General features: G+C 35.2%; 21 protein-coding genes and 1 pseudogene. 12 read left to right on the plus strand and 10 right to left on the minus strand.

Features of this window, described 5'->3' with window-relative positions; genetic code table 11:
• The 4 genes from MTX11_RS14915 to MTX11_RS14930 all read right to left on the minus strand — a co-directional run.
• Nucleotides 1–230 (minus strand): transposase (locus tag MTX11_RS14915; RefSeq protein ID WP_243474662.1); only part of this gene is annotated, 230 nt, incomplete at its 3' end.
• Between the two features lie 159 nt (nt 231–389).
• On the minus strand, nt 390–1292 hold the full coding sequence (locus MTX11_RS14920) for a helix-turn-helix transcriptional regulator (RefSeq protein WP_243475455.1): 903 nt from the start codon (nt 1290–1292) through the stop codon (nt 390–392).
• Between the two features lie 153 nt (nt 1293–1445).
• The gene (locus tag MTX11_RS14925; RefSeq protein ID WP_243475456.1) at nt 1446–1649 is read right to left on the minus strand and encodes a hypothetical protein; all 204 of its coding nucleotides are present in this window, start codon (nt 1647–1649) and stop codon (nt 1446–1448) included.
• A 215-nt stretch (nt 1650–1864) separates the two neighbouring features.
• Nucleotides 1865–2857 carry an NAD(P)H-quinone oxidoreductase gene (locus MTX11_RS14930; protein WP_243475457.1) on the minus strand — a complete coding sequence of 331 codons (993 nt, stop codon included), beginning with the start codon at nt 2855–2857 and terminating at the stop codon, nt 1865–1867.
• Between the two features lie 130 nt (nt 2858–2987).
• Between MTX11_RS14930 and MTX11_RS14935 the strand changes: the two genes are divergently transcribed.
• Nucleotides 2988–3332, plus strand: coding sequence for a thioredoxin family protein (locus MTX11_RS14935; RefSeq protein ID WP_004646305.1), 345 nt, complete (start codon nt 2988–2990; stop codon nt 3330–3332).
• A 69-nt stretch (nt 3333–3401) separates the two neighbouring features.
• Here MTX11_RS14935 and MTX11_RS14940 read toward each other — a convergent pair whose 3' ends face one another.
• From MTX11_RS14940 to cysD, 3 genes are all read right to left on the minus strand, one after another.
• A complete protein-coding gene (locus MTX11_RS14940) occupies nt 3402–3674 on the minus strand; it encodes a hypothetical protein (protein ID WP_222111986.1) in 273 nt (90 codons plus the stop codon).
• Between the two features lie 145 nt (nt 3675–3819).
• Nucleotides 3820–5433, minus strand: a complete 1614-nt coding sequence (gene cysN / locus MTX11_RS14945) for a sulfate adenylyltransferase subunit CysN (protein WP_071850592.1) — start codon at nt 5431–5433, stop codon at nt 3820–3822.
• A 108-nt stretch (nt 5434–5541) separates the two neighbouring features.
• Nucleotides 5542–6456: a sulfate adenylyltransferase subunit CysD gene (cysD, locus tag MTX11_RS14950; protein WP_004730252.1), complete on the minus strand. Its 915-nt coding sequence runs from the start codon at nt 6454–6456 to the stop codon at nt 5542–5544.
• A 323-nt stretch (nt 6457–6779) separates the two neighbouring features.
• Between cysD and MTX11_RS14955 the strand changes: the two genes are divergently transcribed.
• The 10 genes and pseudogenes from MTX11_RS14955 (at nt 6780) to MTX11_RS15000 (ending at nt 15959) form a co-directional block, all read left to right on the plus strand.
• Nucleotides 6780–7322 (plus strand): hypothetical protein, encoded by a 543-nt coding sequence (locus MTX11_RS14955; protein ID WP_071850591.1) that lies wholly within the window; start codon nt 6780–6782, stop codon nt 7320–7322.
• 313 nt (nt 7323–7635) lie between these two features.
• The gene (locus tag MTX11_RS14960) at nt 7636–8271 is read left to right on the plus strand and encodes a YqiJ family protein (RefSeq protein ID WP_004730256.1); all 636 of its coding nucleotides are present in this window, start codon (nt 7636–7638) and stop codon (nt 8269–8271) included.
• A gap of 37 nt (nt 8272–8308) precedes the next feature.
• Nucleotides 8309–8464, plus strand: a pseudogene (locus tag MTX11_RS14965) (band 7 protein); the annotation flags it as partial.
• A gap of 199 nt (nt 8465–8663) precedes the next feature.
• On the plus strand, nt 8664–8849 hold the full coding sequence (locus MTX11_RS14970) for a hypothetical protein (RefSeq protein WP_243475458.1): 186 nt from the start codon (nt 8664–8666) through the stop codon (nt 8847–8849).
• Between the two features lie 52 nt (nt 8850–8901).
• On the plus strand, nt 8902–9378 hold the full coding sequence (locus tag MTX11_RS14975) for a helix-turn-helix domain-containing protein (RefSeq protein WP_176536908.1): 477 nt from the start codon (nt 8902–8904) through the stop codon (nt 9376–9378).
• Entirely contained in the window at nt 9374–9913 is a 540-nt protein-coding gene (locus MTX11_RS14980; RefSeq protein ID WP_126038012.1) for an IS630 family transposase, read from the plus strand. The genes MTX11_RS14975 and MTX11_RS14980 overlap by 5 nt, the downstream gene beginning before the upstream one ends.
• A 91-nt stretch (nt 9914–10004) precedes the next feature.
• Complete coding sequence (locus MTX11_RS14985; protein WP_243475459.1) at nt 10005–11045, plus strand: tyrosine-type recombinase/integrase; 1041 nt, start codon at nt 10005–10007, stop codon at nt 11043–11045.
• On the plus strand, nt 11032–13458 hold the full coding sequence (locus MTX11_RS14990) for a hypothetical protein (RefSeq protein WP_243475460.1): 2427 nt from the start codon (nt 11032–11034) through the stop codon (nt 13456–13458). The genes MTX11_RS14985 and MTX11_RS14990 overlap by 14 nt, the downstream gene beginning before the upstream one ends.
• A gap of 8 nt (nt 13459–13466) precedes the next feature.
• Nucleotides 13467–15473 carry a site-specific integrase gene (locus tag MTX11_RS14995; RefSeq protein ID WP_243475461.1) on the plus strand — a complete coding sequence of 669 codons (2007 nt, stop codon included), beginning with the start codon at nt 13467–13469 and terminating at the stop codon, nt 15471–15473.
• Nucleotides 15474–15959: a hypothetical protein gene (locus MTX11_RS15000; protein WP_243475462.1), complete on the plus strand. Its 486-nt coding sequence runs from the start codon at nt 15474–15476 to the stop codon at nt 15957–15959. It begins immediately after the preceding gene.
• A gap of 68 nt (nt 15960–16027) precedes the next feature.
• Here the strand turns inward: MTX11_RS15000 and MTX11_RS15005 are convergent, their stop codons facing one another.
• On the minus strand, nt 16028–16261 hold the full coding sequence (locus tag MTX11_RS15005) for a helix-turn-helix domain-containing protein (RefSeq protein WP_243475463.1): 234 nt from the start codon (nt 16259–16261) through the stop codon (nt 16028–16030).
• An 80-nt stretch (nt 16262–16341) separates the two neighbouring features.
• Between MTX11_RS15005 and MTX11_RS15010 the strand changes: the two genes are divergently transcribed.
• Nucleotides 16342–16824: a hypothetical protein gene (locus tag MTX11_RS15010; RefSeq protein ID WP_243475464.1), complete on the plus strand. Its 483-nt coding sequence runs from the start codon at nt 16342–16344 to the stop codon at nt 16822–16824.
• 22 nt (nt 16825–16846) lie between these two features.
• Here the strand turns inward: MTX11_RS15010 and MTX11_RS15015 are convergent, their stop codons facing one another.
• Nucleotides 16847–18436, minus strand: coding sequence for an SIR2 family protein (locus MTX11_RS15015; RefSeq protein WP_243475465.1), 1590 nt, complete (start codon nt 18434–18436; stop codon nt 16847–16849).
• A gap of 25 nt (nt 18437–18461) precedes the next feature.
• Complete coding sequence (locus MTX11_RS15020; protein WP_243475466.1) at nt 18462–20933, minus strand: type I restriction endonuclease subunit R; 2472 nt, start codon at nt 20931–20933, stop codon at nt 18462–18464.
• Between the last annotated feature and the right edge of the window lie 115 nt (nt 20934–21048).

The raw sequence follows: 21048 nt of genomic DNA on the forward strand, positions 1-21048 counted from the left end.
TTGAATAATCTAAGTAACTTACCGCTGCTTGACCAACGATTAAAACGTTTGAAAATAGAGTTTGAATGACCAAAACAACAAGGAATATCTCGCCACGGACAGCCTGTTCTAATTCTATAGAGAATAGCTTCAATAAAATTGCGTAAATTTGAGTTGTGGTGAATGGATAAATTACGCAGAATAACTTTCAACTTTTGCCAGTGTTGATCTGTCAGCATGGTACGAGGCATAGCGAATAGTAAAATTGGGTTTGGCGATTTGATTTTACTACTTCGCTATTTTTTTAAGCTAAAAGTGTCAACACACCCTAGTTAATCAAAAAATAAGTAAATTAAATTCCTATTTACAGCGTCATCATTAATCAGGCCCCCTGCTCTGCTTCCTCAATATCATCCAGCAGAACGTAAATATCCTTGCAAATCCTGTTCCAGTTTTTGCTGGAAATGAATCGGCTCAATAATTTTCACATAAGGTAACCAGTAACGCACCAAAGGCAACAACTGCATTTCGTGATGAATCTGGCAACTAATCACTAACTCTCCAGTCCCAGTTTCCTGCTCGATCTGCTGTTCTGGAAATAAACGGCGCTCTTTAAAAAAGACCGCGACTTCAGGTTGTACCTTGATTAAGACTTGCTGCTTTTGCTGCCCAAACCAGATGCTGTCTTCATCTACCAGCATTTTCAGTATTTCAGGATCATGCGCAAAGCTCTCCACCTCAGAAACCAGCTTGAGTTGTTGCACCTGACTTAAGCGATAGGTGCGCAACTTGTCCTGATCTACACCCACCAGATACCAGATACCATGATGGTGAATCAAGCGATAAGGCTTAATGATTCGCAATTGATCTGAATATTGCAACTCAACCTGCTGACGTTTATAGATTGCGCTTGCAAGCAACTTGAAATGCTCGGCAAACTGTTTGGCATCTTCAAAATAATAGCCTTTTGCCGAAAATACCTGATTTGCCCGCTCATCCAGCAATTCACGCATAAAAGACATATCCAGCGCCGGATACAGCTCACTGATCCCCGAAAGCTGGGCAAAGGTCTGGATATCCTGCAATTTAAAGCGCCCTAAATAAGAGGGTTCCAGATAATATCGTTTCTGTTCATCTTGAAGTAAGGGTAAGTAAGAGCCTAGACGATCAAAATCACGCTCAATGGTACGGGTGCTGACTTGAAATTCTGCAGCTAGCTCTGCAGCCCGAAGTTGATATCCGACGTTTAATTTGGTCAAAATTCTGGCTAAACGCTCTGCAACACGCTCATGTGTTGAAGCTGGGCGCTTCATAAATCCCCACTTAATACATTCTCATGTACTTATTTATCGCTAGATGTTGAATGATTATACTGAATGCCGATCAGTGAATAATATTAGGACAAAGTCTAAGATATTTTTTGAGATCAGATCTTGACCCTTTATTCACCCTAAAAATACAAGATCTTATTTGGATTTTCTGGATGCTTTCTTGCTTGAATGACGATTTTGTATTGTTAATCTTTCTATATAACGCTCCAGATGCAGCATCGCCCGATACATTTTATGCAACTCTGCCCAGCTGATGGTTCCGCGAATAATCATTTTATGAATACGTCGTAATGCTCTTAAACTATGTTTTGAACTATATGCTGTTGAAATAATTTTCATCTTATTTTCCCTCTCACATTCATTTGAATGTTTAACCATTTGGTCGGAATTATCTATACATGCAATTTACGTGTCATAATTGACAGGTTGTGTCGAACAGTTAACATTTTTTAATTTTTATTCAAGATTTTATATATTTATTTGTAATAATATTTTACTTAAAATTAAAAAAAGCCAGTAAAATTACTGGCTTTTTTTGAATCACTTATCTCGTATTAAATAATTTCAACTACAACTTTACCCACATGCTCTCCAGTATCCATTGTGGCATGGGCATCCTGAATCTGATCGAACTTAAACGTTTTATAGATCATCGGGAGACATTCGCCTTTTGCCCACAATGGTGCAATCTGCTCTTTCAGGCCTTGTGCAATTTCCGCTTTTTCAGCCGTGCTGCGTGCACGCATAGTCGAACCGGTAATGGTCAGACGTTTCATCATGATTTGACCCAGTTTGACTTCTTTGGCCTTGGCACCACCCAAGAAAGCGATATAGACCAGACGTCCATCACGGCGCAACAAATTCAAATTACGCTCTAAATATGGTGCACCGACCATATCTAAAATGACATCGACACCACCATTGTCAGTGGCTTCATTAATAACTTGCTCAAAGTCCTGAGTTTTATAATTAATAGCCGTGGTTAAATCAGAAATAGCCGCAACTTTTTCATCTGAACCGACAGTTGCAAAAGTTTTGATTCCGAGTGATTTACACAACATTAAAGCAGTCGTACCAATCCCGCTCGTTCCACCATGTACCAGTACAGTTTCCCCTGCTTTGGCCTTACCCATCTGGAACACGTTCGCCCATACAGTAAAGAAAGTTTCAGGAATGGCCGCTGCCTGTACAAAACTTACGCCTTCAGAAATATTCAAGGTCTGGCTTTCAGGTATGACGCAATATTCAGCATAACCGCCACCATTGGTCAAACCACAGACTTGATCACCAACTTTAAACTGACTTACATCACTACCAATCGCAACCACCTCACCTGCCACTTCCAGGCCAGGAACTGGCGTTACCCCTTTCGGCATCGGATATAAGCCTTGACGCTGCAGGATATCTGGACGGTTAATACCAAAGGCATGAACTCTCACCAGAACTTCATCTGCTTTAGGTTCAGGTACAGTCACCGTTTCATAAGCGAGTTTATCGACACCACCTGGTTCTGTAATAATGACTTGCTGCATGGTTTGTTGCGACATGATTTCTTTCCCTAATCTATGCATTTCATATATCTTGGACTTATTTGAACATAGTTAGCATGAGGAATGAAGCTACATCGGACTTATGTATAATCGGGGGACTATTCAGGAAATTGATAATAGGCCAACCATGACCCAAGTGATCGAATATAACGAAAACAATTACAGTGATTTTGAGTGGTTTGAAGGTTTTGCCGTGATTCGCTTTTATGCAGACTGGTGCAAGCCCTGTGTTCAGAATTTTCCGGTCTTTGCCGAACTGGCGACATACTATGCTGAGGTAAATCCTGAAGTTAAATTTGGCAAGATCAATGTGGATCAGTCTCCGATTTTAACCTTGCGCTATAATGCCTATGGTTTGCCTTCTACGCTTATTTTTAGAAATGGAGAAATTATTAAAAGGATTGCAGGCGTGAAAAGTTTAACCGAAATGAAAGCAATTCTGGCCTTAGTCCTCAATGATTCTTATGAATAATTACCCATGTAAAGCCAAATCTAACAAAAATATTTCTTTTAGCTCACTATCTAAATACGGAGCCTTTAATTAACTACGCCCTTTATATTCCTTTACCATTCGATCACTCACATCTTCCGGATAACACAGCGGCGCATATCCGCCTGCACGATTATAAGCACTACGCTTACCACAACGACTACCATTACTTGCAGTATTGTAAGGACACGGACAATTTCCCGGATAATTCTCAATCGACTGCTGGATTATTTTTTGCTTGATTGCTTCAACGCTTTGGCTGCTCTGTTTGGCTTCAGCTCCAAAAGCCATACACAAGCCAGCCAGCAATATTAATTTTTTCATATATTCCCCAAATCTAGGGAGTATTGTATTAATTGACTAGTAAATTGAAAGATCACATTTTGACTAATCGAATGATTTTCATGCAATCAAAATTTAGGCAATAAAAAACCCGCTTTTCAGCGGGTTTCTTCAAATCAGCCCAGTCTTATAGACGAACCAATTCCACAATCTTCTCAGCAAGCTCTTCAACTGCTTCAGCAGTTAAAGTCGTGTCTGTACCTGCAGCATCGGTAATCACAACCACACCAGTTTCACGAACCAGTGCAACCTGCTCCGCATTCAAACCTGCTTTAGCAATAGCAACGATCCCTTGCTGAATCAGCAAGCTTTCTAGCGCCTGAGCATTTTCTAAAGCTTTAGCAGTTACAGTCACCGCAGCAGGTTTTTGACCCAAACGTGCCGCACGTGCTTCTGCAGTGACAGGCTCATCGTGTGCAGACCATTCAACTGATTCTTCCACCATACCCGCACCAATCGTCACGTTATTCAAACGATCGATGAAGATAAACGAACCGGTGAAACGGCTGTCTTGATAACGGTCAAAGACCACTGGTGCATCAAATTCAACAGTCACATTGGCAATAGCATTCAGCTCAAGCTTATCCACCTGAACTTTTTCCAATGTGTTAACGTTGGTACGGTAATGAATTGCCGTTACTTTTGCCGGAACGGTTTGCGTACCAATCTTGATGTTGTACAGCTTACCCAGTACAAGTGGTTGATCTGCCATCCACACAACAGTCGCTTGAACTGAACGGGAAATATTTGGAACAGCTTGATCCGCACGAATTAACACGTTACCACGTGAAATATCAATTTCATCGTTAAGCGTTAAAGTCACTGCCTGACCTGCAACTGCATGCTCAAGATTGCCATCAAAAGTGACAATTTCTTTGACAGTCGATGATTTACCAGAAGGTAATGCTGTTACGGTATCGCCAACATTGATATCGCCAAGTGCGATCGTACCGCAGAAACCACGGAAGTCGAGGTTTGGACGGTTCACGTATTGCACAGGGAAACGGAAATCCTGCTTCGCTGAACTACGGTTAATTTCCACCGATTCAAGTGTACCCATCAGCGTTTCACCAGTGTACCATGGCGTATTGGCTGACTTGTTCACCACGTTATCGCCATTCAATGCAGAAATAGGCGTAAAGATGATATTGCTTGGTTTACGGTCGCCCAATTGTGCAACGAATGCCGCATATTCAGCCTGGATTTCATTGAAACGCGTTTCAGAGAATTCCACCAAGTCCATCTTATTGATTGCAACAATGATGTTCTTGATCCCGAGCAAACTCGCAATAAAGGTATGACGACGCGTCTGGGTTTGCACGCCATAACGCGCATCAATCAAAATGATCGCAAGGTCACACGTCGACGCACCTGTCGCCATGTTACGGGTGTACTGTTCATGTCCCGGCGTGTCCGCGATGATGAATTTACGTTTTTCTGTCGAGAAATAACGATATGCCACATCAATGGTAATGCCTTGCTCACGCTCTGCTTGTAAACCATCGACCAGAAGTGCCAAGTCAGGTGCATCACCTGTCGTACCGACTTTTTTCGAGTCACGGGTCACAGCCTGTAATTGATCTTCATAAATCAATTTTGAATCGTACAGCAGACGACCAATCAACGTTGATTTACCATCGTCCACGTTACCGCAAGTCAGGAAACGCAACAGGTCTTTATTTTCATGTTGTTTCAGATAGCCCAAGATATCTTGGCTGATTAAATCAGATTGATGAGACATCGCTCAAAGCTCCACATATTCTTTAGAAATCGGTTTTTGAATCCCCCTGTATCCCCCTTTATAAAGGGGGAAATCTCCTCTCTTTTTAAAAAGAGGTCGGGAGAGATTCTAGAAGTAGCCTTCCTGCTTCTTCTTCTCCATCGAGCCTGCTTCATCATGGTCAATCATACGACCTTGACGCTCAGAACTGGTTGCCAGTAACATTTCCTGAATAATTTCCGGCAAGGTATTGGCTGTAGATTCCACAGCACCTGTTAATGGATAACAACCCAAAGTACGGAAACGTACCGATTTCATTTGTGGAACTTCACCTTCTTTTAAAGGCATACGTTCATCATCAACCATAATAAGTGTGCCACTACGTTCAACCACAGGACGTTCTGCAGCCAAATAAAGTGGTACTAATGGAATACTTTCCAAATAGATGTATTGCCAGATATCCAGCTCAGTCCAGTTAGATAATGGGAATACACGAATACTTTCGCCCTTGTTCACTTTACCGTTGTAAAGATTCCAAAGTTCTGGACGCTGGTTTTTCGGATCCCAACGATGTTTCGAATCACGGAATGAATAAACACGTTCCTTGGCACGTGATTTTTCTTCATCACGGCGCGCGCCACCAAAAGCAGCATCAAAACCGTATTTATCCAGGGCCTGTTTTAAGCCCTGAGTTTTCATGATGTCGGTATATTTAGAACTACCGTGGTCGAACGGGTTAATACCTGCCTCAACCCCTTCTTTATTCTGATGCACGATCAAATCGAAACCATGGGTTTTCGCCATATTGTCCCGGAAAGTGATCATGTCTTTAAACTTCCAGCCTGTATCGACATGTAATAATGGAAATGGAAGTTTTGCTGGGTAGAACGCTTTTAGCGCAAGATGCAGCATGACCGCTGAATCTTTACCAATCGAATACAGCATGACCGGATTTTCAAACTCGGCAGCAACTTCGCGGATGATATGAATACTCTCAGCTTCAAGCTGTTTGAGATGAGTAAGTCTTTCCTCATTTAACGACATGGACAACACCAGCTTAGAAAAACGTGTACTTATGACACTTTTGAAAATTTATATTCATTATAGTGATTTACTTATCCTATCCATTGCTTGTTTTATGATATTGATATATCAAAAGCTCATATAAAAATTCATCAATAATGAATATCAGTTTTTATGAATCAATAATTTGCCCAATTCAAGCGAGGATATTGTGTGGTATAGCTATATATTACCCTGTCGCTAAGCCAATAAAATCCTAGGAAAATAATCTAAAGTAGTGGTTCTCAAATAGTTAAAAAATTACTAGAGTAAGACTCAATTCTCCCTATTGATATACTTCGTTTATGCCCTATAGCGCTTTTGATCTTGCCACTGTAAAAACCCGTCTGGAACAGGCCCAGCTTGCTAGTTATATTTATCAGCACCAGCAAAATATTTTGGTCTTGCAAGAACCTTTCAGTGATGATGGCAAGCCTTTAAATATCTATCTGCAACACGAGCTGACCGCGGATCAAATCGGATTACAGTTTGGTCTACGTTTGCAAGAAGGTCATTGGGAATTTCTAATCGGCGTTACTTATAGCAACCAGAACGCAGCTTACGAAATCGGTGCTGGCAACCTCAAAGGTGATCAAAAAGCCTTTAACTTATTATATGCCTTTTATAATTATCCTAAAGCGTTCTATCTGGTGGCATTACCTTTGACAACCAACAGTCAGATTTTGGAGCAAACCTTGCAACAGCAGCTCTTCAAGCAGCCTAATCTCGACTTCCTGAATACTGCAGTCAAGGTCAATCCTATGGGCGAACAGGTCAAATGGATGCAACACTATATTCTGCAACAGACTTTAGATATGAAAGTCCGGATTCAGACTGCCCTGCTTTAGACTTGAATAGAAAAATTTGGAGATACTCAGGTCGATGTATCTCTATATCTTTCTCAGGCAAGCATACACAGAATGCCATGCTATTCAGAATTCCTATTGCCGCTATGACATCACTTGCTCAAACATCCATTTAACTTATAGTTTATTATTAATTTTAATAGTTTAATAATTATTAAATAATCAATATATTCAATCCTTGTTTATAAGGTTTTTTGTTATTTTTTTGCATACAAAATCAACAATTACTGTTATCGTTATATCAATAGAAACTTTCAGATACTTTTCCTAAAAACATAATTATAGAGATAAAAAAATGTGGGAACTGTTTACGCATCCATCCAATATCGTATTTAGTATTAGCCTGAGCCTAATGCTGATGTTTGCAGCACTAGAATGTATTCTATTGCTGCTTGGCGGCGGCTCTCAGCATATCTTTGAACAGTTTTTACCTGAAGATCCCCTGCAACCAGAAATAAGCCCGGATCAGTCTCCGGGTGTTTTCAGCAAAGTATTTGACTGGTTATATCTGGGGCGTCTGCCTTTATTTATCTGGCTAATCATTTTTCTGACCAGTTATGGGTTAAGCGGTTTATTGATTCAGGGCATATTTGAGCGCCTGACCAGCCAGCTGTTTAATGTTTGGCTGATTTCTCCGGCCTGCCTGTTTCTGTGTATGCCTGTGGTGCGCTTTCTTGCCATGGCCGCCAGTAAGCTCCTGCCCCAAGATGAAACTTCCGCGATTTACAGTGATGAACTCATCGGACGTACCGCGACCATTATTCTGGGAGATGCCAAAGTGAATTCTCCCGCACAAGCCAAAGTCCGGGATCAACATGGCCAGACCCATTATGTGCTGGTTGAACCAGAAAACAATCAAATTCTAAATCAAGGTCAGAATGTAGTTCTAACCCACAAAACCAAGAACGGCTTTCAAGCCATTGCACTTTAATTTTATTTAGCTAGCACTCAATTGAGACTTTACAACAATGTTAACATTTGATTTATATAATATTTTAATTATTGCGGGAATTATTTTTGTGGCACTGGTGACCTTCGGTCTCATCATTGCACGCTTATACCGTCGTTCAAGCAAGGAAATTTCCTTTGTGCGTACCGGTTGGGGTGGAGAAAAAGTGATAATGTCATATTCAACCTGTTAACAGAAATGTCATATCGAAATAGTAAAAAATGTTAACAACAATAAACCAGCAATCTTAATGAATAGATATAAAATACAATAATTTAATAGATTAATTAACAAAATAGAATAACACTTTCAATTTGACATTCCTAAAATATATACTAAAATGGATTTAACACATTAACAGTATATTGTTAGTCATGAAAACTGCCGTAATTTCATTAGATATTTTTTTAAAAAGTTGTGAGTATGAAATTAAAAATACTTGCGATATAGAAATCTCATCAGAGCAAAATACGGCAACAGAAGAATATTCAAACTTCCCTCAACTAATTAATTTAGATGATATTGAAACAAGCATTGAGTTCAATTTATTCTTAAGTTGACAAAAATAACTAAACATGCGAAAAGACATTTTTGGTTAAACGATGTTTGCACATGCCACGGATTGTTACCGTCCCACTCAGCTTAGAACAGCGTGCACAACTAATTCTCCTGACCAAGCATGCAGCACATTGGCGTGAAAGACAACGTGCCCAAACTATTCTCTGGCTTTCCGAAGGTAAAACTGTTGCCGAAGTTGCTGCGTTACAAGAGCGTATCCCAGAAACCATAAGGCTACAACGCCGACATTGGGAGCTACATCAGTTTGAATCGATTCAAGAAGGTCATCGCTCAGGCCGTCCCAATACACTGACATCAAACTATCAGGCTCAAATCTTAGAGTGGGTCAACACAAGCCCACTCAATGCAGAACAAATCCGAGTCAAACTGTATGAAAAATACGGTGTGTCCGTGTCTGTTGAAACTATTCGCAAGTTTTTGCGAGATTCAGGCATGGTCTTCAAACGCACCCGCCACAGCTTGAAAAAAAAGAGACCCGACCGCATTTGGACAAGCGCAACAGCAAATTGAAGCATTACGTGAGCAAGCGGCACGTGGTGAAATTGTATTGGGCTATGTCGACGAAACAGGATTTTCGGCTACGCCAGATAACCGTTATGCATGGACAAAGATAGGCGATGTTCATGCGGTTGACGCTGTAAGACTAAAGCGAGTTAATGTGATGGGTTGTCTCCTGTCAACGGGTCATCTGATCACCAGTTGCCTACAGGAGTCCGTTAACAGTCGCTGGTTTTATGCCTATTTGATGGGTGTAGCAGCACAGGTGAAACGCAGCTATCAAGTTCCTTTGGTGTTGATTGTTGACAATGCCTCGATTCATCGCAGCAAACAGATGGTAGATTGGCGCAAGCTTCTTGTACAAGAGTATTCAACGACTTTGTATTTTCTACCTGCGTATAGTCCTGAGCTGAATAGAATTGAGATGGTTTGGAAGCAGATGAAGTATAACTGGCGGGATTTTAAGGTAATGAAGGCAGATCAAATAGAGCGTTGGGTTGGGCAGATTTCAAAGGGTTTTGGTAATGAATACATGTTTACTTTTTAGTTGATACTTAATAGAAAAATTCCGTTTTAATGATTTCTCAGCGAATAAAACTAAAACAGGAAGTGAGATTACAAAGCTTAGAATTAAAAGTTTGATTACATCATTAAGACTATTTCTAACTTGGCTAATTGAAAATAATGTTGATTGGAAAGATGAAACGTATATTGATGATGAAGACCCTATAAATCAATTTAAAAACCACCTCATAGATCGCATAAAGTCTGATGACAAGCCAATTAGTTATGAATCTGCAAGCGCATACTTACAAGATGTGAAGATGCTATACGAATGGGCAGCACATAGTCATATTATTAGTCGTCTGCCTTTCGATTACACTACGAGTTACTATACAAATAACAATGCAAACAAAATCACCTCAAAGAAAGCTCCAACTACTCAAGTCATTTCATCAAGCATTAAAATCCCAAAAAAATATAAAGGAGTGAAATTTAAAACTTTGAGTTCATATACCCCCGAAGAATATGAACAACTTATTAATTCAGATTATTGTCAGAATAAAAATAGGCAGTTATGGATTAAACTTGCAAAAGTATACGGTCTAAGAAGAATAGAAATTGCAGGAATCAATGAAGATATATGTGATTGCGAAGATGGCTTATATATAGTAACAGGCAAAAATGCAAAGAAAAGAGAGATACATTTCAAAGAAGAAATACTTAAAGAGTTAAATCTATATCGTAACAGTGAATTTAGAAAAAATGCTTTGCATAAATACTATTTGAAAAATGGATACCACAATATAGCACCTTTATTTTTAAATAATCGAGGTAATAGAATCTCTGAAAAAACCATAACAAACATTATTTATCCTGTAAAAAATGAGTTGGAAGAAAAAGGAATAATGTTTGATAAGACTTTTCATGATCTACGAGCAACCTATGCTGTAGAACGTGTTATGAGCTTACTTAAACAAGGTATTAAAATGGAGCATATCGAGTTCGTTATAACTGATGAATTAGGTCATAACTTATTTGAAACGACCAAGAGATACTTACAAACAAGAAGTGCAAGAATAAGTTGGATTAATCAGAGTGGTATGAGAGATGCCTTGAAAGAGATTGAACTTGCAGATGATAATCAAAGTGAGGATACTCTAGATGACTTTTTATGATTATGTGATGCAGTATATTAAAGAATATGATCATACTCTTAATGCAGAAAAAACGATCATTCGATATTGCTTTTACATCAAAAAAATATGTGAAGAATTAGGGGAGATTCTTAAGTCTGAAATCAATAGAGATATTGATTTGTTGATTAATGATAAAGACTATCTGCTTGATCTAGAGTTGAATTTACATTCCAAACTACCATCTTTTTATAAAGGTCGATTTTCTTTTATCTTAAAACTATTATCACATTATGCAAACACCGAAATTATACGAGCTTCTTCATTTAAAATAGGTAATAACGAATTTAGATGTATAGAACTTTACACCATCAATAAGAAATTAACAAATGAACTTATAGACCTATTATCTAATTCATATACAAGTCAAAGCCCATCATCACAAAAGACACACTTTAAATCTTTACGGAAAATTATAATTGATTCAAATGAATTTGAAAATTCAAATTCTTTAGAAAATCTTGCTGACAATATTAAGAAAAAAAATGAGTTGAACAATAAGAAAAATGCTACTTTAAACTCTTTATATGGAGAAAAAACTATAGTTGAAATGCTAGGAGTTCCACATGATATTACAAAATATTATAAGCTTAATCCTATAACACTATTACAATATGAAAAAATTCAGAAAAAAATAACTAATCTTACTGAGTTGAATAGATTTTCAAGATTTGCAACTGCCTTAAATAATCATCTAATTAAGCACCCTTCTGATGAAATCCATTTTAAAAAGAATGGACTTCTTGCTTTAATTGATAATAATTTTAAGATTTTATCTAAAATAAGAAATTATTCATCTACAAAAATATTTAATTACTTTGTATTTGTTGTTGAAATTTTAACAGAAAAAGATTTTGATTATTTCAATCATGATCATAAATGTTTATACATTGAAAATACTTATAGTGATCCATACACCATTCGTCTAGAGCCTCTTTATAAAAAGTCTGAAAGGTTTGCAAAAGAGTTTCACAATCTATTCATAGATTATCTTAAAAAAATACAATACAAAGAGAGTAATGAAGTTACAGCTAGGACTCATATAATGAATTTAAAAAAATTATTCATTCGTTATTTTGATAAAGAAACGCTGGATAAACACGGCATTAATTTATTATTTGTAGACAACGGCATTCATTTTAAATCTCTTAAATATAAATTATATGAAGATAGGTTGCAAAATAGATTTAAGATAGTTACACAGCAACATAATTATAGTTCGCTAAAATGGTTCTGTGAAATCGTAAATAAGCCTTATTTAAAGGATTTTGATGAATCTCCTCAGTACCTAAATCAGTCTTTGTCAAATCAAAAATCAAGCACCAAGAGTTATTCTGAACATGAATTAATGCAAATATTAAATCACTTAATTAAGTCTATTAAAAAAAATAAAGGTGACTATAGCAAATTGCTAGTAGCTTATTTTGGTCTTATTCAAATAATAACAGGAATGAATATCTCAACTTTATGCACTTTAAAAGATACTAAAGAACATTTTAGAAATGATAATAAAAACTCCAATATCTATTATTTGAGTTTTATCAAAAGAAGAGCTGGTAGTAAAACTGAAACTCATACATATTTTAAAAATTCAGAGGATAAGACAATCTATTTATTTTTGTATATCCGTGATGTACTGCGGAATAAAGTTATTGAATTAGCAAAAAACAAAAGCTTTAAAACAGACTATTTATTTGTTTTTCTTAGTAAAAAAAATGAATTAAAGAATGCTTCATCTGATAGCATTGGGTTTAAAGTTAGAGAGCTACTTGAAGATGTTGGCTGTGAAGTATCTTATGATTCAAAACGGATGCGTAAAACTGTTAGTAATAAAATCTATAAAATTGTATTAAAGAAATTCTCAGTATATCGTGAATTAGTTCATCATGATTTTGATGTATTTGTACGACATTATGAAGAAATTAATACAGTTCAAATAAATGATACACTCTCTCAAGGTACAAAATCTTTAGAGATTTATTTAAGAAAAGATAATATTTATTTAGCTGAGCCTGAAATTAAAAATATTGAATCAGTTAGTAAAGAAGTAGAAGATGATAATATAATTCAGTTCACACCATTAGGAAACTGTTCAGATAGTCCTCCTGACTCTATGCCTATTTGTTCGGACTATTTGGCTTGCTTATTCTGCAAAAACTTTAGCATCATAAATAACGAATCACAAATTCACAAACTTTTAGATTTTAAAAATATTTGCATCGCTCAAATGTTATCTCATTCATCTTCTTATCAGCCTGAAAGTACAACGGCTAAAGCTATTAAACAGTTTGAGATAAGAGTTAATCATATATTGAGCTTATTGAATAGTAATAACCCTCAACTCTACAAATTAGCTGAAATAAACTACAACCCTAATCAATATTTTTCCTTATAGGTAATAAAATGTCTGATCTTTATAAAATTCTTGATATTATATCTATTATCAATACTGAGGGGGACATATCATTTCAAAAATATAGCAATACCTTAGTAAGTGATATATATAATATGATTCTCTTTAATAATCCAAATAGAAGAGATAATTTACACACAATTCACTTTGTTGATAAACGATGGGTGATGCGTGATCAAACAGAAATATTTTCTTTCGCATTATTAAATGAATCATTTGAATATGAAATTAAAGCTATTTGCTTAGGTATGCTTTTTTTAGGACAAAAAAGAAATTATAAAAAATTAAAATGGAGTTCAATGTGTGGAAATGCTAAGTTTTTAAAGCGGTTTGCATTGTACCTTATGACAATAAATATATATTCATTTAATGACCTAAACAAATTTAAAGCTATTGAATTACAAAAAATCTCTAATAGATTTCGTAGCACATACGATTCTAAAGCAGATAAATTGGATATTTCAAGCCTAATACTTTTAAATTATAAATTTATAACACAACAAACTTATGAATTTCTTGTTCTTAATACAGACAAAGAAGTTATTGATAAAAATAATAGTATACATACTTATACATCTAATAGCTTCCCTATCATTCCTGATCATGCCTTATTGAAAGTATTCGATAAAATAAATAAATATAAACAAGAATTTTATTCAAAGTTTGTCATGTGGTCAGAATACAATACAAAAGAAATAAGTAATATTAAAAAAGGAATATATACTGTTAATAATGGACAATATCTATCCATTAGAAAGCATGATTCTTTAAACTGTGGTAATTTTGTTCAATTCCTTCTTAAATTTAGAAAGGTCGTCATCTTTAATACATTATTGTTTACTGGTATGAGGAAGGATGAAGTTAAGGATCTTAAAAATAATTGTACATTTGAGGAAGATGGTAACTTTTATGTGGAATCTTCTTTAAGTAAAACGGTTGAAAATCGGCTAGAGTTATCTTGGGTGAGTTCTGAGTTTTGTAACGATATGCTGAAAATTTTAAAGGATTTAAATAAAGGAGTTAAGCTTAGAGTACAAGCCATTATTGATACAGAAGACCCACGTTTTAGTGAAGATTATATCACTCATCTTAAAACCAATTTATCAGATGATAAAATGTTTACCTTCAACTATTCATTAGATATTTGCAAATTTGATAATTTGGGTTATATAAAAAAATCAAACATGAATAAAAATCACTCTGTATTCAAAATTGCTCTAGATCAGCATGATATAGATCAACTTGATTTTCTTAACTGTAATTATAAATCTATGTCAAAGAACTCTATTAATTATATGTCAAAATATAATGTGGGTGATTTTTTTAATTTCTCACCGCATCAATTTCGCCACACATTTGCTTATTTTATGATTTCTAATAATCTTTGTACAATAAGCGAAATTAAGCATCAATTTAAACACATATCAAGCTCCATGACTTACATTTACTCGAAACGCGCTATATATTCTGAGTTAATATCACAATCACAATCCCTTGATGAAACAATTAAAATTAAGTCATTGATGCGCTTCTCTGACTCTATTGCGAAACAACAGAGTGTTGGTGGAGGTGTTAAATTCATCTTAAATTCTTTAAAACTTAAAGATTTCAAGTACAATATTTTATCTGATCCACTTGAGCATAAGAATTTTGAGCAAATAAACACCTATCTAGCTATTAATAAAGATTCTATTAATTTTTTACCACATGGCTTTTGTATGAATGGTTCTGATTGCTCGCTTAAATCTGTTGCTGAGCCTTTAAGTTGTATCAACTGTCATGGATACATTACTACAAATATAAACTTGCCTTATTGGAATGGATTATTAGAAGATATTCGTTCCAAATTAATCAAAATGAATAAAATTTCTGATTCACATAGAAATAAATATTTAAATTTTATTTCTAATTTAGAACATAAAGAGAAACAGTTGATTGAAATTATTGATACTCTTAATGCTAAAAAAATTAATATTAATCAGATTGAGGTTGTTTAAATGAAGCAAGATATTAACGCTGTGACTGATGGCTTGGTAAGTTACTTAGGGCTTAATTCAATTGATGAACTTAGATCATTAGATATTGATGAAAATTTAATTAATAAAGTAGGAGTATATCTTTTAGAATCTAAAGAAAAGATCACTACCTCTAAAGTAGCTGATTTATTAGGTATCAATCGTGCATCTATCTATAATACCTACCCTAAATCTGCTCAATACTTACAAGCACTTATTGCTCAACAAAAAGCAATAAACAATCAAAAGAAACTGAGTAAAAAATTTAAAACTACTAAAAAAATTAATGAGCCAACGGAAGTTCTAAGTAAACTAGATAAAGAGCGAATAGAGAAATTTATGTCAGTTATAATGAGTCTTGAATTTCAGAAGAAAATACAGGAAAAACAGATTAATAATCTTAAATCTACTGTTGCGAGTTTACAATCTGAGATTCGTGAATATAAAAAATTGCTTGGAAATGAGTAATTTCAATCCATCCATTATAATTATGAGTAGACTACTTATTTCACTTTAAAACCTACCACTTAAAATTCTTAACGCTCAAAACAGCATGCTAAAAACTCATCAATAGGTTCATCTAACGCCGATAACCAATCATGTAGTTCTAATACATCAATTCGTCTGTCCAAGTTTTCAACTTTAGCTATGTATGACTGTGGCTTTTTTAAAGATGTAGCAAGTTCTACCTGAGTTATATTTTTCAACTCACGTATTTTGATTAATTCTTTGATCAAATTTTTGTATCGAGGGTCATGTATTGAGCTCATAGCTCAAGATGTTGTACTATTAATGAGAATATCCCAAAATAGGATATTTTCTTATTCAATTGTTTAATCGGTATATCTATATGTCTACAAATCATCAGCTAAAAAACTGTTTGTTTGATTTTTTGTCAGATAGAACATTTTCTGATTATGAGTTCAAAGACTTAAGAGGACTCTTTATCTTTTTTTACCCTGAATTTAGCTCAAAAAGATATTATGCAAAAATTTATCAATTTATTAGGGAGCTTGTTTCCGTAGATTTAATATTAGCTGACACATCTACTTGTACATATAAGTATTCCTCTAACTATACTCGATCCGAATTACAAAATTTTAGAAAATCAAATGACTCAGATCACGTTAAAAGCAAGTTGCTAGTCGAATATGATAAAGTTTTGAAAAGTATTGATCACCTTCGTAACGAATTACATATTTACGAGTTGTATCTTGATAAGTTCCCAATACTCTCAGAGACTATTATGAAATTTATCGTTAAAAAACAAAAAGAAATGTCACTTTTGGAATGTGAAATTAAAGCAATTAACACTCTATTAGAAGCCTGTTAAGGGTTCTAATAGAGTATCAAAATCATAAAATTTTGTTCTCAATTTGATCTAAAATACATATCAATCGTCTAAAAGTAGAAGCATCTCCTTTAGACTTTAAATTATCGAATTCAGTAGAAAGGTAGCTTTGTTTTAATAAATAACAATTCTGTTGAGTTGGATTATTTATTAGCCATAGTGCCAAAAAGTCGATTCTCTTATTTAAGGAGCATTCAGATTCACCGACTTTTTCCAAGGCTATTATGTCTTCAAATGTCCATGATTTATCAAATTGTCTTGTTACAGATGTTGGTATTTTCTTTTTATAGTGCTCAATGTCAAAGCCTAAAAGTTCTTTCAGCGTTGATTGAATATTCGTCTGTGTTTTGTATGTTGGATTTGCCTTGCTGTATTTTTGGACAGGCAAATAAGTTCTATTCTGCTTAGAAAGTTCTGGAAGCACTTGAGTTAAAATATCAGAATCGCTAAAAGGTAAATGATCTAAGATAATATCTTTTAGGATATCCCAACTATTCACACCATTTAATCCAATGCGTTCACCTGATTCATTTTGAGCAACCCCAACACCGACTACGAATTCTAGTTCTGAATTTTCAGCAGTTGCTTCATCGAAATCTTTTACGGCAATACGTCTGTCCGCATCTTCAGTAGTCTTTACAATATTGTAAATTTGCTCTTTTAAAGCACGTAATAAGTGAACTGGAATTTTCCTTTCTGAATGTTGTAGAGCTTTATAAATTTTAGAATAGTCATGAGTCCGAATATGGGTGAAATATAATTTTTTTGAACCAACCGTCATTAGTACAGATTCTAATTGGTCTTTTTCATCATCAGGTCTAGTAACAAAAATCAGATTCTTTGCCAATCTTTCTAATTGCTCCTGAGATTCCATCATGTCTGCAATTAAACCTAACAAGTCAGTAATATTGGTATCAGTAATAGAATAACCTATAAATATGACAGGATTTTCTAAGAATATAGATAGTAGTTTTGCTGCTAAATATGCATTTTTACTATTAAAATTTTCATAATCGTTTTTTGTCAGTACTAAGCTTGAAAAATTACTACAACACCCATGTATTTTAAAAATTTCTCCAATAGATTGAGGATTTCTGAAAAATAAGTCTGATTGACCCACATATACATTTAATTTTGGAAAAATAGTTTCAAGCAACCTATCCCAATTTGTTGTGATAATTCCATCAATGACTACTTCTGAGCTTAACAATTCTTTTAACTCAGGATTATCGCTAATTTTTGATTCAATTTCGACATTGTTCAAATATTGACTAATTTCATATTTGAGAGGTGTTTCGATAGCATGAATCCAATTTTTAGATTGGTAAATTTCAGGTTTATCTTTATTTGATTTCCACCATTCAGCAGCGAAATCTCCTGCTAATGCTAAAGCTGCACTTGGATAGTCATTACCTGATGTGCCCAAATAGCTATCAAATGGCATTGAAGTGGAAAATTTAGTTAATAAACCTTTCCAATCTGGGAGGTCTAGGTAACGCCTAGAAAAGCCTGAACCAATAAACAAAAATGGGGCAGAAATTGATTCACTCAGTATTTCAGCCAATTCTTTTTCTATATCTAATTCTTGTGTCATATCCTTACCCCATATTGTTTATTAATTAAAGACTGGCATATTTCTTAAAGTTTTCCGCTTGTTCGAAGATTTCTTTATACACTTCATCATGATCAATTGGTGGATAGCCATATTCAGCAAGCAATACAATCAGATCCACTTTTAGTTCGGCTCGAATATCTTCTCGATCACTCCAGTCAGGGTAGCTAGCCTTATCATCTACTACGGCTTTAACCGCTTTAGCTAAATCTAATAGCTGATCTTCAGGGTAAGTGAAGTCATATTTCACCGCCAAAGATTGAAGAATGTCATAGAATGCTTTCTCTTCAATGCCAATACCAAGATCAGCAAATGAGCCCATCTCTTGTTTTAAATCTTGCAGTAAATTCATAATTTCATTTGAAAAGTCTTCAAGAACGCCGCTGACTAAAATACTGTCTTCTTTACGTTCGTTATAGCTATCAACCAAAGCTTTAAAGCGTTTGGAGAAATCAATAGATTTAGTTCTGTTTACCTGTTTGAATTTGCCAATAGCTTTAGCTAATAATTTTTGCAACAGTTTAATCTTGGTGTTAGGGAGCTTAATTTTTTCAAGTTGGGCTAGATAATCATCTCCAAAAATATCGACCTCAGTAGATTCACCTTCACCAATCTTGAGAATATCGTCCACTCCGTCAGCCTCTAATGCATCAGCAATCATTTTCTGTACTTGAAGATTCATTTGAGCAGTATCAGGGGCATCACCCCTCGTTAACTTAAAGACGATAGAACGTACAGCTAAATAGAAGTGAATGATATCTCGTTCATCCTGACAAATCTTTTCTGAGCCATTGCAAACGTCATACGCTGCCTTTAAACGCTTCACAAGCTGCATAAAACGATGTTCTAGCTCTTTAGTAAGCTGAACATACTCAGATGCCTTATTTAAGCACTGAAGCTGTTTTAAAGGCTCTCCTGAGAAATAAGGGAAGGTATCAAATTTATTAAATAGATCCTTCAATAATTCTAGATGATCTTTGACAACAATGATGGATTGTTCAATATCTTCAAAGTTTTTTGCATCAGATTTATTGTAATGAGCTAAAGCCAACTTCATTTGGTTTTTAATACCAATGTAATCGACAACCAAACCTTTCTCTTTACTTTCAAACTTACGATTTACACGAGAAATCGTTTGAATTAAGTTATGTTGTTGAATCGGTTTATCAACATAAATGGTGTCTAGGAATGGAACATCAAATCCTGTCAGCCACATATCGACAACAATTGCAATTTTGAAGTTGGACTTTGGATTCTTAAATTGTCGGTCATGTTCTTTGCGATCATCTTTAGTTCCACACAGATCATAAAGTTCTTTTTCATCATCTTTATGTCTTGTAGCAATTAGCTTGATTTTCGCATTTGGCTTGATTTCTTTTCTTTCTTGCTCAGTTAAAGCGATACCATCGTCAGCTTCTTTGAATTCAGCCCATTCAGGTCGAAGCGTAATTATTTCTTTATATAAACTAAAAGCAATTTGTCGAGATGCACAAACAAACATTGCTTTACCCATGATTGTAGAGCCTTCACTCACACGGGTTTCATAATGATTTACGAAGTCTTCGGCGATAGCTTTAATTCGGTCTGGATTACCCAAAATTAACCGCATATTTGCCATAGCTTTCTTGCTTTCTTCAACGGCATAAGTTGAAGCACCATCATTTTCTTGACACTTTTTGTAGTAGTCTTCAATTTCTTGAAGTTTTTTGTTGTCTAGCAATACTTTCGCCGCACGACCCTCATAGACAAGTCGTACTGTAATCTCATCTTGTACTGATTCATTCATCGTATAAGAATCAACTACATCACCAAATACGTCCAAAGTAGCATCAACAGGTGTGCCTGTAAAACCAACGTACGTTGCGTTAGGCAAAGAATCATGCAGGTACTTAGCAAATCCGTATGTTTTCTTCACACCATCATCAGTTACACGAATTTTTTGATCTAAATTGATTTGACTACGATGGGCTTCATCTGAGATACAAATAACATTTGTACGCTCAGTTAATAACTCAATATCTTCTGTGAATTTATGAATAGTCGTTAAGAACACCCCACCACTTTTGCGGCCTTGGAGTAGCTCTCTAAGATGCTGTCTGCTTTCCACGCTTATGATTGTTTCATCACCAATAAAGCCTTTTGCATTAGTAAACTGAGCAGAAAGTTGATCATCTAAGTCTGTACGATCGGTAATAACTACAATAGTTGGGCTTTCAAACTCAACACTTTTCATAATCAAACGTGATAGAAAGAGCATTGTGAAGCTTTTGCCGCATCCAGTTGCGCCAAAATAAGTACCACCTTTACCATCACCTAATGGCTTACGATGTTTCTTAATATTTTCAAATAGCTTATTGGCTGCATAATACTGAGGATAGCGACAAACGATCTTATCGTCTCGCTTAGTCGTATCAGGGAAATAAATAAAGTTTCGAATAACATCAACTAATCGTTTAGGATCAAATAATCCTTCGATCATGGTATGTAAGGAGTCAATACCATTTTTTTCAAGGGTTTAGAGGTGGTCCCACATGTTTGAACAACTAAAAGCTTATTTATAAGTGATACTCTGCTCTAGTTAAGCTACCTTATTT

Origin of the sequence: Acinetobacter lwoffii, from assembly GCF_022809915.1 — a bacterium.
In the GTDB taxonomy this organism is placed as follows: Bacteria; Pseudomonadota; Gammaproteobacteria; order Pseudomonadales; family Moraxellaceae; genus Acinetobacter; species Acinetobacter lwoffii_M.

Coding starts and splice junctions, on each gene's coding strand:
- cysN (WP_071850592.1), bottom strand. CDS start 5,433: ATGTCTCATCAATCTGATTTAATCAGCCAAGATATCTTGGGCTATCTG.
- MTX11_RS14955 (WP_071850591.1), top strand. CDS start 6,780: ATGCCCTATAGCGCTTTTGATCTTGCCACTGTAAAAACCCGTCTGGAA.
- MTX11_RS15000 (WP_243475462.1), top strand. CDS start 15,474: ATGAAGCAAGATATTAACGCTGTGACTGATGGCTTGGTAAGTTACTTA.
- MTX11_RS15015 (WP_243475465.1), bottom strand. CDS start 18,436: ATGACACAAGAATTAGATATAGAAAAAGAATTGGCTGAAATACTGAGT.
- MTX11_RS14930 (WP_243475457.1), bottom strand. CDS start 2,857: ATGTCGCAACAAACCATGCAGCAAGTCATTATTACAGAACCAGGTGGT.
- MTX11_RS14975 (WP_176536908.1), top strand. CDS start 8,902: ATGCCACGGATTGTTACCGTCCCACTCAGCTTAGAACAGCGTGCACAA.
- MTX11_RS14970 (WP_243475458.1), top strand. CDS start 8,664: ATGAAAACTGCCGTAATTTCATTAGATATTTTTTTAAAAAGTTGTGAG.
- cysD (WP_004730252.1), bottom strand. CDS start 6,456: ATGTCGTTAAATGAGGAAAGACTTACTCATCTCAAACAGCTTGAAGCT.
- MTX11_RS15020 (WP_243475466.1), bottom strand. CDS start 20,933: ATGATCGAAGGATTATTTGATCCTAAACGATTAGTTGATGTTATTCGA.
- MTX11_RS14990 (WP_243475460.1), top strand. CDS start 11,032: ATGACTTTTTATGATTATGTGATGCAGTATATTAAAGAATATGATCAT.
- MTX11_RS14940 (WP_222111986.1), bottom strand. CDS start 3,674: ATGAAAAAATTAATATTGCTGGCTGGCTTGTGTATGGCTTTTGGAGCT.
- MTX11_RS15005 (WP_243475463.1), bottom strand. CDS start 16,261: ATGAGCTCAATACATGACCCTCGATACAAAAATTTGATCAAAGAATTA.
- MTX11_RS14935 (WP_004646305.1), top strand. CDS start 2,988: ATGACCCAAGTGATCGAATATAACGAAAACAATTACAGTGATTTTGAG.
- MTX11_RS14995 (WP_243475461.1), top strand. CDS start 13,467: ATGTCTGATCTTTATAAAATTCTTGATATTATATCTATTATCAATACT.
- MTX11_RS14925 (WP_243475456.1), bottom strand. CDS start 1,649: ATGAAAATTATTTCAACAGCATATAGTTCAAAACATAGTTTAAGAGCA.
- MTX11_RS15010 (WP_243475464.1), top strand. CDS start 16,342: ATGTCTACAAATCATCAGCTAAAAAACTGTTTGTTTGATTTTTTGTCA.
- MTX11_RS14920 (WP_243475455.1), bottom strand. CDS start 1,292: ATGAAGCGCCCAGCTTCAACACATGAGCGTGTTGCAGAGCGTTTAGCC.
- MTX11_RS14960 (WP_004730256.1), top strand. CDS start 7,636: ATGTGGGAACTGTTTACGCATCCATCCAATATCGTATTTAGTATTAGC.